At 67.1% G+C, this 13,080-nt stretch carries 14 protein-coding genes; 8 read left to right on the plus strand and 6 right to left on the minus strand.

What is annotated here, in order from left to right; translation table 11 throughout:
- Positions 1 to 42 precede the first annotated feature (42 nt).
- The 3 genes from BLT60_RS07850 to BLT60_RS07860 all read left to right on the plus strand — a co-directional run bounded on the left by BLT60_RS07850 (position 43) and on the right by BLT60_RS07860 (position 4,019).
- Entirely contained in the window at positions 43 to 2,289 is a 2,247-nt protein-coding gene (locus tag BLT60_RS07850) for an FUSC family protein (protein WP_175478340.1), read from the plus strand.
- 118 nt (positions 2,290 to 2,407) lie between these two features.
- Positions 2,408 to 3,244, plus strand: coding sequence for a cytochrome b/b6 domain-containing protein (locus BLT60_RS07855; protein WP_090875876.1), 837 nt, complete (start codon positions 2,408 to 2,410; stop codon positions 3,242 to 3,244).
- On the plus strand, positions 3,237 to 4,019 hold the full coding sequence (locus tag BLT60_RS07860; RefSeq protein WP_090875877.1) for a molybdopterin-binding protein: 783 nt from the start codon (positions 3,237 to 3,239) through the stop codon (positions 4,017 to 4,019). The genes BLT60_RS07855 and BLT60_RS07860 overlap by 8 nt, the downstream gene beginning before the upstream one ends.
- Before the next feature lie 12 nt (positions 4,020 to 4,031).
- Here BLT60_RS07860 and BLT60_RS07865 read toward each other — a convergent pair whose 3' ends face one another.
- A complete protein-coding gene (locus BLT60_RS07865) occupies positions 4,032 to 4,220 on the minus strand; it encodes a PLD nuclease N-terminal domain-containing protein (RefSeq protein ID WP_090875878.1) in 189 nt (62 codons plus the stop codon).
- Between the two features lie 190 nt (positions 4,221 to 4,410).
- Between BLT60_RS07865 and BLT60_RS07870 the strand changes: the two genes are divergently transcribed.
- Positions 4,411 to 5,430 (plus strand): Gfo/Idh/MocA family protein, encoded by a 1,020-nt coding sequence (locus BLT60_RS07870; RefSeq protein WP_090875879.1) that lies wholly within the window; start codon positions 4,411 to 4,413, stop codon positions 5,428 to 5,430.
- Between the two features lie 110 nt (positions 5,431 to 5,540).
- Entirely contained in the window at positions 5,541 to 6,845 is a 1,305-nt protein-coding gene (locus tag BLT60_RS07875; protein WP_090875880.1) for a mechanosensitive ion channel family protein, read from the plus strand.
- A gap of 23 nt (positions 6,846 to 6,868) precedes the next feature.
- Here the strand turns inward: BLT60_RS07875 and BLT60_RS07880 are convergent, their stop codons facing one another.
- From BLT60_RS07880 to BLT60_RS07890, 3 genes are all read right to left on the minus strand, one after another.
- A complete protein-coding gene (locus BLT60_RS07880) occupies positions 6,869 to 7,975 on the minus strand; it encodes a sensor histidine kinase (RefSeq protein ID WP_090875881.1) in 1,107 nt (368 codons plus the stop codon).
- Between the two features lie 97 nt (positions 7,976 to 8,072).
- On the minus strand, positions 8,073 to 8,606 hold the full coding sequence (locus BLT60_RS07885) for a hypothetical protein (RefSeq protein ID WP_090875882.1): 534 nt from the start codon (positions 8,604 to 8,606) through the stop codon (positions 8,073 to 8,075).
- Position 8,607: 1 nt separating this feature from the next.
- A complete protein-coding gene (locus tag BLT60_RS07890; RefSeq protein ID WP_090875883.1) occupies positions 8,608 to 9,267 on the minus strand; it encodes an HdeD family acid-resistance protein in 660 nt (219 codons plus the stop codon).
- Between the two features lie 176 nt (positions 9,268 to 9,443).
- Here BLT60_RS07890 and BLT60_RS24925 point away from each other — a divergent pair, with 176 nt between their 5' ends.
- The 3 genes from BLT60_RS24925 to BLT60_RS07905 are packed head-to-tail and all read left to right on the plus strand — an operon-like array spanning position 9,444 to position 11,759.
- Entirely contained in the window at positions 9,444 to 9,740 is a 297-nt protein-coding gene (locus BLT60_RS24925) for an FAD-dependent oxidoreductase (protein WP_090875884.1), read from the plus strand.
- Entirely contained in the window at positions 9,737 to 10,591 is an 855-nt protein-coding gene (solA, locus tag BLT60_RS07900) for an N-methyl-L-tryptophan oxidase (protein WP_090875885.1), read from the plus strand. Before BLT60_RS24925 ends, solA begins: the two co-directional genes overlap by 4 nt.
- Before the next feature lie 43 nt (positions 10,592 to 10,634).
- Positions 10,635 to 11,759: a dienelactone hydrolase family protein gene (locus BLT60_RS07905; RefSeq protein WP_090875886.1), complete on the plus strand. Its 1,125-nt coding sequence runs from the start codon at positions 10,635 to 10,637 to the stop codon at positions 11,757 to 11,759.
- A 15-nt stretch (positions 11,760 to 11,774) separates the two neighbouring features.
- Here the strand turns inward: BLT60_RS07905 and BLT60_RS07910 are convergent, their stop codons facing one another.
- Both BLT60_RS07910 and BLT60_RS07915 read right to left on the minus strand, forming a co-directional pair.
- Positions 11,775 to 12,398: a class I SAM-dependent methyltransferase gene (locus BLT60_RS07910; protein ID WP_090875887.1), complete on the minus strand. Its 624-nt coding sequence runs from the start codon at positions 12,396 to 12,398 to the stop codon at positions 11,775 to 11,777.
- A 135-nt stretch (positions 12,399 to 12,533) separates the two neighbouring features.
- Entirely contained in the window at positions 12,534 to 13,013 is a 480-nt protein-coding gene (locus BLT60_RS07915; protein WP_425284979.1) for a CreA family protein, read from the minus strand.
- Positions 13,014 to 13,080: the final 67 nt, after the last annotated feature.

Here is a 13,080-nt window from a genome sequence, read left to right on the forward strand (position 1 = left end):
CTGCGGCGTCGCGTTGCGCCGTCCTCGATGCGAGATGGCGTCATGACCCTTGTCGAGCGGCTGACTGCGCGGGACCCGGATCTCCTCAACCTGCGCAAGGCGACCCGGGCGGTGATCGTCTGCGTGCCGCTGTTCGCCATCCTCGACCAGGGATTCCACCTCGGTACGCTGGCGACCTATTCCTTCTTCGCAAGCTTCGTCGGTCTGGTCTTCGCCGATTTCGGCGGCAAGCCGTGGCCGCGTATCGCTGCCTATGTGGCGATGATCGTCATCGGCGATCTCGTCATCATCCTCGGTTCCGTCCTGTCCGGCACCGTTCTCGGCGCCGCCGTGGCGATGTTCCTCGTCATGTTCGCCGTGACCTTCGCCACCGTCTTCGGCGGCTATGCCCCGGCCTTCATCGCCCCGGTCGCCCTCGCCTATTCACTGACCGTGCTCGAACCGCTCAGCGCCGCGCCGATCGAGCTGCGGGTCCTGGGCTGGTCAATTGGCGGTGCGGCAGCGCTGATCGCCGCCCTCCTGCTCTGGCCGGTCGACCGCCGGCTTGCCCTTCGCCAGACCCTTGCCGCGGTCTGCGACGGACTTGGCGAGGCATTGGAGTCGATCGGCGATCGCGACGCGGCCGAAGCGGCCTTCAAGCGCGTGGCGGACCTGCTCGCCGTGGCGCGGGCCAAGGCCAGCGCGCCGTTCCGGCCGTGCAGCCCGCTGTCGCGCGATATCGGGCTCCTGCACCTGGCCGAGCATCTCGAACAGGCGAACGATATCGCCCGCCAACTCATCGAGACCGGACCTCCCTCGCCCGACGATGCGGCGCTCGTCGCCACCTGCGCCGCCGCTTTCCGCGAGGCCGGCGCAGCCCTTCAGGGCACCGTCGACCCGATGGCCGCCCGCGAGGCAATCGCCCTGCTCCAGGCCGCGCTGCAGTCGGATCGGCAGGAAACAAGCCTGTCGGCGATCGATGCCGCCGGCGGGTCCGACGATGACGGGGCGTCGCGCGCCCTGGCCGTGATGCGGCGGTCGACGCCGGTCTTCGCCCTGTCGCATGTCGCCATGTGGGTCGACGCGGCAGCGGCCGTGTCGCTGGGTGTGCGCGACGAGATCGCCGTCCCGAACGCGGCCGTCGATCCGGAAAAGGTTTCCGACCGGCCGGTCGATCTCCTCGGACGAACCTGGCGCATCATTGCCCGCGGCTTTGCGCGGGATGGCGTCATCTTCCGCAACAGCATCCGGGCCGGCGCGGCAATGACCCTCGCCGTGGTCCTCGCCAAGCTCCTCCCCGTGGAGCACGGCTTCTGGATCACCCTCGGTGCGCTGCTCGTCCTTCGTTCGAGCGCGGCGGCAACCTCGGCCACCGCGCTTCAGGCGGTGGGCGGGACGCTGGCCGGGTTCATCGTCGCTACGGCCCTTTTGACCTTCCTGCACGAGTCGGCGACCGCCTTGTGGATCATCCTGCCGCTGACAATCTTCCTCGCCGGCTATACGCCCGGCGCGGTCGGCTTCCTCGTCGGCCAGGCGTCGTTCACCACCGCGCTGGTCGTGCTGTTCACGCTGATCGCCCCGGCCGGCATCTCGACCGCGGTCGAACGTCTGGAGACGGTCTCGCTCGGCGCGGTGAGCGCCGCAGTGATCGGCCTGATGCTGTGGCCGCGGGGCGCCCGCGCCGCGCTCGCCGCCGCGCTTGGTCGCGTGTATCGCGCCGCAGCGTCGGGGCTGCGGGCGGTTGTCACCGGCTCGGCCGAGCATTGCCGGCAACGCGTCGCCGAAATGCAGACGGTCCGCCGTCAGGCCGATGAGACTTTCGGCGTCGCGCTGACCGAGCGGGGCCTGCATCTCGAGCCGCAGGTCTGGATCGCGTTGTTCCAGCCGCCGAACCTCGCCCATTCCATGGTGTCCGGCCTGCTGCCCACTCCGGCGCCATCGCACGGCGAGGCCTATGCCGCCGCCCTGTCCGCGACCATCGCCTACCGCGACCGGGTCGCCGACGCCTTGCAACAGGTCGCCGACACGCTCGAACCCGCGGGCGCGCCATCCCCGGCCGAACCGGCGGCTCCGCCAGCGCCCGACCCGACGCCAATCCTGATGGCGGCTTTCGACGCCGCCCGCCCTGATGGACCCGACGCCGTCGGCGCCGTCCGGGAACTCGTCGACTGGAACTGGTGGTTGACCTACATGGAAAAGGAGATCGCGGCGACGCAGGCCGAGGTCAAACTGGTCGCCACCGTCAGCAAGCCGCAAGCCTGGCTGAGATGGTCGTTGCCGGGGAGACCCGCGTCGCCGAGACGCGGATAGCCGCGGACTGCCGTACACATCGCGACAAAGACAGCGCCCGGTGAAACTTCCGCCGGCTCGCGCCCGTAGACTTCAATGCAAGGCCCGCCCCGTGGCGCGGCCGAACAGGGAGTGACTAATGTCGGACGGGTCGATCACCGCACAGCGCCGCCCGCGACGCCTCGTCTACCGGCATGCCCTCGTCACCCGCATCACGCACTGGGTGAACGTCCTCTGTATCGTCGTCCTGCTGTTGAGCGGCATGCAGATCTTCAACGCGCACCCGGCCCTCTATATCGGCAGCGCCTCCGATTTCGACAATCCGGTCCTGAGCATCACCGCCGCCACCAACGCCGAGGGCGAACGGGTCGGCCTGACCCGGATTCTCGGCGCCACCTTCACCACCACCGGGGTTCTCGGCCTGTCGACGGCCGGCAGCAGCGTCGAGGCGAGGGCTTTCCCGTCCTGGCTCACGGTGCCGACCTATCGCGACCTCGCCACCGGACGTCGATGGCACTTCTTCTTCGCCTGGATCTTCGTCATCAACGGCCTGGTCTACCTGGTCGCCAGCCTGATCAATCGCCACATCACCCGCGACCTCATTCCGACCGGCCGCCAGTTGCGCGGCATCGGACGCTCGATCCTCGACCACGCCCGGTTCCGCTTCCATCACGAGCGGGACTACAACGTCCTGCAGAAGCTGACCTATCTGGCGATCATCTTCCTCGTCCTGCCCGGCGTCATCCTCACGGGCATGACCATGTCGCCCGCCCTCGACGCCGCTTTCCCGTGGCTCCTCGATCTATTCGGCGGCCGCCAGACGGCGCGCACGATCCATTTCGTCTGCGCCACCGCGATCGTCCTCTTCATCCTGGTCCACCTGCTGATGGTGCTGGTGTCGGGCGCCTGGAACAACACGCGCTCGATCGTCACCGGGCGGTATGCCGTTGACGCGAAGGAGCCTTCCGATGATTGATTTCAAACGCCCCAGCCGTCGCGCCTTCCTGTTCGGCGCCGCAAGCAGCCTCGGCGCGCTGGCGCTTGCCGGCTGCGACGGCCTCTCCCAGTCGGATCGTTTCCGCAAGGTCCTCTACACCGGCGAGGACATGAACCGCCTCGTCCAGCGGGCGCTGCTGTCGCCCGCGACGATGGCGCGCGAGTTTGCCGAGGCGGACATCTCGGCCAACTTCAAGGCGAATGGCTCGACCAATCCCGAGGACCCGGCCTACCGCGCGCTGGCCGAGAACGGCTTTGCCGACTGGCGGCTGAAGGTCGGCGGACTGGTCGAGACACCGCGCGATTATGCGCTGGCCGATCTTCGCGCCATGCCGTCGCGCACCCAGATTACCCGCCACGACTGCGTAGAGGGGTGGAGCTGCATCGGCAAGTGGACTGGCGTCCAGCTTGCCGCCGTCATTCAGCAGGTCGGCTTGAAGCCCAGCGCCCGCTACATCGTGCTGACCTGCGCCGACGAGCTGGAAAAGACCCTCGACGGCACCGGCCGCTACTACGAGTCGATCGACCTTGAAGACGCCTTCCACCCGCAGACGATCCTCGCCTACGACATGAATGGCGAGACGCTGTCGATCCCGCATGGCGCGCCGCTGCGCCTGCGGGTCGAACGACAGCTCGGCTACAAGATGCCGAAATACGTTATGCGGATCGATGCGGTCGAGAGCTTTGCCGATCTCGGCCGTGGCCGGGGCGGCTTCTGGGAAGACCGCGGCTATGACTGGTACGCTGGCATCTAGAAAAGGCCGCCGTCAGGCGACGACCTCGCCGCCACCCTTCGGACCGGCGATCAGCCAGACGATGAAGCCGACGACCGGGAAGATGACAATGCCCAGGGTCCAGAGAAGCTTTGCCGTCGTATCGGCGCCGCTGGTGAGCGTCTTGTAGATCGCGTAGATGTCGAGGATCACGACGATCAGTCCGACTATCCCATATTCCATGGTGTCTCTCCTGTTGCCTGAGTCGACACTGTGAACGAGCGAGGTTTCGATTTGGTTCCCGAATCCTGTTTCGCGGTTTACACCGCCGGGCGCCGCCGTCATGCTTGCAACACCCTGCAAAACCGGATAGCGCGGCGGTCCGGGCGGCGCGATCCGATCCGCGGAATATAGAAACTGGGAGGCGACTGACGTGGCAAAGAGTGCAACGAACAAGGGTCCTGTCCGCTGGGGCGTGATCTCCACCGCCAATATCGGCGTTGCGAAGGTCCTGCCCGGGATGATGAAGAGCAAGGATATCGAGATCCGCGCCATCGCCTCGCGGACATTGCCGACCGCCCGGCGCTGGGCGAAGAAGCTCGGCATCCCGGTCGCCTACGGATCCTACGAGGACATGCTGAACGATCCGGAGATCGAGGCGGTCTACAACCCGCTGCCCAACCATCTCCACGTACCGCTGACGCTGGAGGCCGCGGCCCGTGGCAAGCACGTGCTGTGCGAGAAGCCGATCGCCATGTCGGCCGACGAGGCGAAGCTGCTCAGCGCCGCCGGCCGCAAGGTCCATATCGCCGAAGCCTTCATGGTCCGCAATCATCCCCAGTGGATCAAGGCGCGCGACCTGGCGCAAAGCGGCAAGCTCGGCAACCTGCGGGCAATCCAGGCGCTGTTCAGCTACTACAATGTCGATCCGAAGAACGTCCGCAACATGGCCGATATCGGCGGCGGCGCGATCTACGACATCGGTTGCTATCCGGTCGTCGTCTCCCGCTTCGTCTTCGGCGCCGAGCCCGTGCGCTGCATGGCGGTGATCGATCGCGACCCGAAGTTCAAGACCGATCGTCTGGCAAGCGCCGTCATCGATTTCGGCAAGGGCCGCCACCTCACCTTCACCGTCTCGACCCAGGCGACGCCATATCAGCGCGTCCATATCCTCGGCGACAAGGGCCGGGTCGAGGTCGAGATTCCCTTTAATGCGCCGCAGGGCGCGGCCCTGAAGATCTTTCTCGACAACGGCAAGGAGCTCGGCGATGCCTCGGCCAAGGCGATCAAGCTGCCGAAGGCCGACCAGTACCAGCTCCAGGGCGAGTATTTCTCGCGGGTCGTGCGCGGCAAGGAGAAGCTTGCATTCGGCGTCCCCGATGCGATCAAGCAGGCCCGCGTCCTCGACGCCATCTTCCGGTCGGCCAAGTCCGGCCACTGGGAGAAGCCGTAAGCTGCCGGCCTTCAGCCCATCCCGTCGCCGCGCGGCGATAATGCATCGCGTCGTTGCCGTCGCCGGCCTGGAGCCGGCGGCGGACAACACGCGGCGGGAATAGGCGATCGATGGAAGCCTTCGGCAACCGGATCGAGGCGCTCTGGCAAAAGACGCTGATCTATCTCGGCAGCCCGGAATTCTACGCCGAGATTGCCATCGTCATTGCCGCCGTCGGGCTGGCCTGGCTGATCGCCCGTCTGCTCGCCAATCGCGTCGCGATCTTCCGCGCCGCGCCGCGCCCCGGCGCGGTCTACGAGCTTCGCGTCGCCATTCACCGCGCCCGCGGCCTCCTGCTCCCGGTGCTGGCGCCGATCCTGCTCAGTCTCGCCGTCCCGGTCAGCGAGGACATGGTCGGCCAGTCATGGCTGGTGCGGTTGGCCCATGGCGCATCTCTGATCGTCCTGATCTTCAACGTCGCCAGCCACTTCGTCAAAAACGACACCATCGCGCAACTGCTGAAATGGGTCGGCATCCCGCTGGCGCTGCTCTACAGCGCCGGCCTGCTCGACGACCTGATCGCCTACCTCAACAGCATCTCGGTCGAGGTCGGCAACATCCAGGTCTCGCTCTACGCGGTGATCCGTACACTGGTCTTCGCCGTCGTCCTGTTCTGGGCCGGTCGCGCCTCCAACGCCACCGGCAAGCGGGTGATCCGCACCCAGAAGATGCTCGATGTCGGCACCCGCGAGGTCATTGCCAAGCTGTTCGAGATCTCGATCTACGTCCTGATCTTCCTGCTCCTGATCAACGTCATGGGCATCAACCTGACGGCGCTGGCGGTGTTCGGCGGCGCGCTCGGCGTCGGCCTCGGCTTCGGCCTGCAGCAGATCGCATCGAACTTCATCTCCGGCATCATCATCCTGCTCGATCGCAGCATCACGATCGGCGACTACATCGAGCTGGAGGATGGCCGCACCGGCATCCTGCGCGAATTGACCTTGCGCTCCGCCACGCTGGAGACCTTCGACGGCAAGGACATCATGGTGCCGAACGAGCAGTTCATCACCACCGCCTTCGTCAACTGGACCCACAACAACACCAAGCAGCGCTATCCGCTCCATTTCCAGGTCGCCTACGACACCGACCTCGAGGCAATGTTCGAGATCGTCCGCGAGGTGGTGGACAGCCATCCCAAGGTGCTGTCCGGCGACGACCTGCCGATCGCCGAGCGCGCCGACGCCGAAATCGAGAGCTTCGGCGATTCCGGCATCAACATTCTTGTCGAGTTCTGGATGGAGGGTATCGACGACGGCGACAATCGCGTCGGTGGCGACCTGCTCCTGATGATCTGGACCGCACTCAAGGCGCATGGCATCGAGATCCCGTTCCCGCAACGCGAGGTCAAGCTCGTCGGCGATGCGAAGAAACCCTGATCGTCGCTTGGAGTCGCGCTGGTCTATCCGGTCAGGCCGCTGAGCGGCGCTTCGACGACGCAGGTAACGCCGTCGGGCGCATAGGTGATCGTCGCCTCGCCTTCGAGTTCCATGGCGATGCCGCGTTCGATCAGCCGCGATCCGAAGCCGCGTCGCTTCGGCGGCGTGACGGGCGGCCCACCGGTTTCAATCCAGCGCAGGACGAATGTCGCTTCGCCATCGTCCGGTCGCCGGATTTCCCATTCGACCGAGACGCGCCCGTCGGGAGTCGACAAGGCGCCGTACTTTGCGGCGTTGGTCGACAATTCGTGCAGGGCCATCGCCATGGCGGTCACCGCGGTCGGCAGCAGCCGCACCCGGGGACCGTTGGTAGCGAAACGATCCAGCCCCTGATGCTCAAGCGCGTTGGCCACCACCTTCGACAGCGGCGCGCCGGCGCCCGGTTCGCCGGTGAGGATGTCCTGCACCCGAGACAGCGCCATCAGCCGCGCGGTAAAGGCGGTTCGCGCCTCCTCGATGCCGATGTCGCCCTGAAGCGTCTGGCTGGCGATGGCCTGCACGGTCGCCAGCGTGTTCTTGACCCGGTGGCTGAGTTCGCGGGCCAGCAATTCCCGCCGCTGGTCGGCGAGAATCCGCTCGGTTACGTCGTTGCAGACCACCAGCACGCCGCCAACATGGCCGTCCTCGTCGTCGATCGGGCTGAACCCATAGGTCCACCAGACATCCTCGCGACTGCCGTGGCGGGTGACCGGCACGAGTTGGTCCTCGTGCCAGGTCGCGCCCTTGCCGGCCATCACGTATTCGATCTGCGGGCCGATGATGTCCCAGATTTCCTCCCAGCAGTCGCGTCCCGGCTGGCCGAGCGCACTCGGATGGCGCTCCGGCCCCATCGTCTCTCGGTAGGCGTCGTTGTAGAACTGGATGAGATCCGGTCCCCACCAGATGAACATCGGATGGCGGGTATTGAGCAAAACCCGCAGCGTGGTGCGCAGGCTTTGCGGCCATTCTTCCGGAGGTCCGAGCGGCGTCGACTCCCAGTCATGGGCCCGGGTCAGCGCACCCATCTCGCCGCCATCGGCGAGGAATGCCCGTTCCGACGGCCGGCCTGCCCCTGATGCCTCGTCGCTCATTCCTGCCTCGCGAAGAGTGTTCCTCTCGCAGTTGCCGAATGACTATAGGGACGTGGTGGTGCTTCAAACAAGGAGAAGCTCCGGTTGCATGGTCTGCTCAGGACGCGCCGCACCCCGATAGTTCAAGGTCGATGGCGAATCGGCTCTGGCGGTCGTAGGTCAGGCCGGAGACGTCGACATAGAGCGTCCCCTTTTCGAAGAAGACCCGCTTCTCGGTCACCGGAAAATCGGAATAGTCGCGATCGACGCGCGCCGACCAGAACAGGTTGCAGTCGCCGCCGAAGTCGAGCACGTAGCCATTGAACTTCGCGGTGGCCAGTTCGCCGGGCACCGCCGTCTCGTAGCTGAATTCGATCCGCGACGGGCCGATGTCGACGCGGATCGGCACCACGTCGATGTCGTTCTGCACGCCTTCGGTCTTCAGCCCGAACTCGGTACCGTCGCCGACCTGCGTGGCGTAGCTCCGCCCTTCGAAGAGCGGAGCGTCGGGATCGTCATAGGTCAGGACCCGCAAAGTCACCGTCCGCCCCATCAACGTCGCGTCGGCAGCGAGCGCCAGCGGCGCGCCAAGGAGCGCGACCGCCATCAGTCCGGCGCCGCAGAGCCGGAGCAACCCGTTGAGGTGCGGCATCTCAGGCGTCCGGGCTTGCGCCGGCCGACGGCGCTGCCGGCGGCGGGGGAGGCGCCGCGACAGGCGCTTTCGGCGCATGCGGCGGCTTGCCCTGCTGGCGCACCTGCCAGGCGAGGTAGCCGAGCGCGGCCCCCTCGGCGATGAGCTGGATGCCGAGCAACACGCCGAGCAGCCAGACGGCCGCGCCGTCCATGTTGGCGAGCAGGAAGACCGAAATCAGGATGCCGACAACGCCCGAGCCCAGCACCCAGCCCCAGTTCGGGAAGGGCCGGATGGTCAGCGCGAAGATGATCTTCGACATCCCCTCGACCATGAAGAAGACGATCAGCAGGAAGGTCAGCGTCAGCAACCCGTCGCTCGGGTTCGACAGGAAAAGGATGCCGACGATGATCGACAGGACCACCGAGACGAGTTGCAGCCAGAAATGCGGGACCGATCGGGCGCCGATGATCGAGATGCCCTGGACCACGCCGCTGATGATGAGCACCCAGCCGAGCAGCGCCACCACAGCCACCGACGAGATCACCGGATAGAGCAGCGCCAGCACGCCGCCGAGGATCATCAGCCCGCCCTGGATCAGGTACCACAGCGAATGCCGCCGGACGGTGTCGCGCATCGCCTGGCGCATGACCTCGGCTGCGGCTTCCAGCGATATCGACATTGACTTCAACTCCTCTTCCGGCGGGCGTCGCCCGACCCTGCGCTTCGCGGAAACCTGCCACGTTCCCGCCGATTGCGGAAGGCAGGTTCACCCATCGGCGCCACCCGCGACGCCTGTTCCCGAGCCACAATGCACGATATTGAATAACGCAAGCTGAACCCCGGGACACGCGCGCCATGCCCGCCTTCGACGTCATCGTGATCGGCACCGGCGGCATCGGCAGCGCCGCCGCCTTCCACCTCGCCCGGCGCGGCGCCCGGGTCCTCGGCCTCGATCGCTTTCCCGGCGGCCACGCCCGGGGCAGTTCCCATGGCGAGACCCGCATCATCCGCAAGGCCTATTTCGAGCATGCCGACTACGTGCCGCTGCTCAAGCGGGCCTACGACCTGTGGGCCGAGGCCGAGGCGGAGACCGCCGAGACCCTCTTCCGCCGCGTCGGCCTGTTCGAGGCCGGGCCGCCGGAAGCCGGATGATCCGCGGTATCCGCGAAGCCGCCGCGCTGCACGGACTGCCGCTGGAGGACATCGCGCCGGCCGATCTCGGCGCACGCTTTCCCTTCAGGCTTGGGGACGACATTGTCGGCGTCTTCGAGCAGGACGCCGGCTTTCTCCATGTCGAGCGCTCCGTGCTTGCCCACCTCAGGATGGCCGAAAACGCAGGCGCGACGCTGGTCACCGGCGATCCCGTCACCGGCTGGCGAGCGGAGGGCGACGGCGTCGTCGTGGATACCGAATCCACCCGCTACACCGCCGGCAAGCTGGTCATCACCGCCGGCGCCTGGGCGGCGGGCCTCCTCGCCGACCTCGCCATCCCGCTGACCGTGCGGCGCAAGCACCTCCACTGGTATGCCTGCGGCGATCCCCGCTACGACGCCGACACCGGCTGCCCCTGCTTCTTCTACGAGACGGCCGCAGGTTTCTTCTACGGTTTCCCCGAAATCGACGGCACCGGCGTCAAGGTCGCCGAGCATTCGCGCGGCGTCGATCATGTCGACCCGCTGACCGACGACCGCTCGCCCGACCCCGACGACAGGGCCCGCGTCGCCGGCTTCATCCACGACCACCTGCCGGGCGTCACCGACGCACCGGTCCGCCACGACGTCTGCTACTACACCATGACCCCGGACGAGCAGTTCATCGTCGACCGCCATCCGCACCACCCGAATATCGCCTTCGCCGCCGGCCTGTCCGGCCATGGCTACAAGTTCGCGCCGGTGCTCGGCGAAGTGCTCGCCGACCTCGCCCTCGACGGCGTGACCCGCCAGCCGATCGGCTTCCTGGCCGTCGACCGGCCCGGCCTTGGCCCTTCGCGGCCGGGCGGCTAGGGTCCGGCAGCGCCGACCCGGCGATGATGCGATTGGAGACGCAATGCCCACCTATGCCGATCTCGACGTCTATGCCGACCTCGTCGACGCTGCCCGCGCTTCCGGCCCGCTGTTTCCCGAAGCCTTCGTCACGCCCACCACCGTGCGCGAGGCCCTGCACTTCACCGGCGGCAGCGACGAACCGCAGGATGTCGCCACCGTCTCGCGCTGGTCGAAAGACGGCGTCGACGGGGAGGAGATCTCCTGGTCTGTCGGCTACGGCCCCCAGACCCGGGCGTTCTTCCTCAAGCCCGCCGGCGCCACCGGCCGGCTGCCGGGCATCGTCGCCCTTTGCGACCACGGTCACTACAAATTCTATGGCAAGGAGAAGATCGCCGACGGTCCCGACGGCCCGGTCGCCCCGGTCGGCCCGTTCCGCGACGGCTACTACAGCGGCCGCGCCTTCGCCAACGACTATGCCCGCGCCGGCTACGCCGTGCTGGTCCACGACACCTTCCTGTTCGGCAGCCGCAAGTTCCCGCTCGAGGCGATGCCGGAGCTCGACCGGCGGCTCGCCGACACCGTCGGCGCCACCCTCGGCCACGGCGCCATCGATCCGGAGGTCCTGCGCTATCATGGCGCCGCCTACCTGCACGAACACATCGTGGCCAAATATTGCGACCTGCTCGGCACCAGCCTCGCGGCGATCACCGCCCATGAGGATCGCCTCGCGCTGGAGTACCTTGCCTCGCGCGACGACGTCGATGCGGACCGGCTGGCGTCCATCGGCTTTTCCGGCGGCGGCCTGCGCTCGGCCCTGCTCGGCGCCACGTCCGACCGGCTAGGCGCGCGGGTGGTCGCCGGCATGATCTCGACCTACGAGCCGCTGCTGTCGCGCCACGTCATCCCGCATACCTGGATGCTGTTTCCCGCCGGGTGGAGCCGCCATGGCGACTATCCCGACATCGCCGCCTGCCCGGCTCCCCGGCCTTTGCTGATCCAGTCGGCGCTTGGCGACCAGATGTTCACCGAGGCCGGGATACGCGCCGCGGATGCGCGGATACGGCTCTATTACGACCGGGCCGATGCCGCCGGGGCCTATCGCGCCCGCTTCTACGATGGCCCGCACCGCTTCGACCAGGAAATGCAGGACGACGCCCTCGCCTGGCTCGGCGAGACCCTCGGTTAACTGGCGGCAGGCCCGCTATCCCGCCTTCCGCGCGACGATGAATACCGCCTTGCCGCGGCCCGGCTGCCAGTCGTGCTCGATGGCGAAGCCGGCGCCGGTGATGCTGGCCCGCAATTCGTCCGGCGTGAAGACCGCGACCCGCGGCATCAGCCCGAGCAGCCGGCCGATCGGCCCGATATACTTGAGGAGCTTCATCGTCTCGCCGAGGCAGGTGGTGCTGGAGACGAACACGCCGCCGGGCTTCAGCAGCCGGTGGACCTTGGCGATCGCCGCGTCCCTGTCCGCCAGCAGGTGCAGGATGCTCAGCCCAAGCACCGCGTCGTAGCTCGCATCCGGCGCGCGGAACGTCTCGATCCCGGCCTGCTGGAAGGTGATGTTGGCGATCCCGGCCGCTTCCGTCTTGCGGCGGGCAATGGCCAGCATGGCGGCGGAAATGTCGATCGCCTGGATATGCTTCACATGCGGCGCATGGACGATGGCCGTCGAGCCCGTGCCGCAACCGAATTCCAGCACCTCCATATCGGGGTGCAGGTAGTCGCGGGTCAGCGCCAGCTTCTTCTGGTAGGACGCCTCGTCGGCCACCGGCCGCCGCGCATACCTGCCGGCAATCCTGTCCCAGAACCGGCTTTCGCTACTCATCGTCGTCTCCACCCTCGACCGAGGGTGTCACATGCGATCGCGAAGCCCGCCTGTCAATTCCGCGAGGCGAGGCGCGAAACCAGTGGGGCCCGTTCGGGGGCGGGACAATCGTCGCGACCCGACCAGCCAAGCCGCCTATTGCCCGGCCGACAACGGGTTCAGCGGCACCGTCGAGATCGAGATCTTCGCCGAACCGTCCTGGACCTGCCGCGAATGCGCCAGGTAGATCAGCGTGTTGCGCTTCTGGTCATAGACCCGGGTGATGACGAGCTTCTTCCAGATCAGCGAGCGGCGGTTGGTGTAGATCTCCTCGCCGCCCTCGTCGCGCTCGATCTCGCCGAGCGTGATCGGCGCGGTCTGGCGGCAGTCGATGGCGGAATTCGAGGGATCCTCGAACCAGTTGCCCTTCTGCAGCCGGTCGATCAGCCCGCGCTCGAAATAGGCGATGTGGCAGGTCACGCCCGTCACCTTCGGGTCGTCGACCGCCTCGATGATCAGGTCGTTGCCGAGCCAGTCGACACCGACCTCACCGACCTCCTCGGCCGACGTGGCGGGGGTGAAGGCGACGATTGCCAGGATGGCGAGGATGGTTCGTAGCATGGCCTGGATAGTCATCGTCGCTCCTTCGGGCGGGCCGAGCCCGGGGGGCCAGGCGAGCGGACGCGATCCGCGAAACGGCACG

This window comes from Bauldia litoralis, from assembly GCF_900104485.1.
GTDB lineage: Bacteria > Pseudomonadota > Alphaproteobacteria > Rhizobiales > Kaistiaceae > Bauldia > Bauldia litoralis.

Excerpts from the sequence above, each read along its gene's own strand:
- BLT60_RS07890 (WP_090875883.1), bottom strand. The coding sequence starts at position 9,267 with ATGTCGATATCGCTGGAAGCCGCAGCCGAGGTCATGCGCCAGGCGATG.
- BLT60_RS07885 (WP_090875882.1), bottom strand. The coding sequence starts at position 8,606 with ATGCCGCACCTCAACGGGTTGCTCCGGCTCTGCGGCGCCGGACTGATG.
- BLT60_RS07865 (WP_090875878.1), bottom strand. The coding sequence starts at position 4,220 with ATGGAATATGGGATAGTCGGACTGATCGTCGTGATCCTCGACATCTAC.
- BLT60_RS24925 (WP_090875884.1), top strand. The coding sequence starts at position 9,444 with ATGCCCGCCTTCGACGTCATCGTGATCGGCACCGGCGGCATCGGCAGC.
- BLT60_RS07875 (WP_090875880.1), top strand. The coding sequence starts at position 5,541 with ATGGAAGCCTTCGGCAACCGGATCGAGGCGCTCTGGCAAAAGACGCTG.
- BLT60_RS07905 (WP_090875886.1), top strand. The coding sequence starts at position 10,635 with ATGCCCACCTATGCCGATCTCGACGTCTATGCCGACCTCGTCGACGCT.
- BLT60_RS07910 (WP_090875887.1), bottom strand. The coding sequence starts at position 12,398 with ATGAGTAGCGAAAGCCGGTTCTGGGACAGGATTGCCGGCAGGTATGCG.
- BLT60_RS07880 (WP_090875881.1), bottom strand. The coding sequence starts at position 7,975 with ATGAGCGACGAGGCATCAGGGGCAGGCCGGCCGTCGGAACGGGCATTC.
- BLT60_RS07860 (WP_090875877.1), top strand. The coding sequence starts at position 3,237 with ATGATTGATTTCAAACGCCCCAGCCGTCGCGCCTTCCTGTTCGGCGCC.
- BLT60_RS07855 (WP_090875876.1), top strand. The coding sequence starts at position 2,408 with ATGTCGGACGGGTCGATCACCGCACAGCGCCGCCCGCGACGCCTCGTC.
- solA (WP_090875885.1), top strand. The coding sequence starts at position 9,737 with ATGATCCGCGGTATCCGCGAAGCCGCCGCGCTGCACGGACTGCCGCTG.
- BLT60_RS07850 (WP_175478340.1), top strand. The coding sequence starts at position 43 with ATGACCCTTGTCGAGCGGCTGACTGCGCGGGACCCGGATCTCCTCAAC.
- BLT60_RS07915 (WP_425284979.1), bottom strand. The coding sequence starts at position 13,013 with ATGACTATCCAGGCCATGCTACGAACCATCCTCGCCATCCTGGCAATC.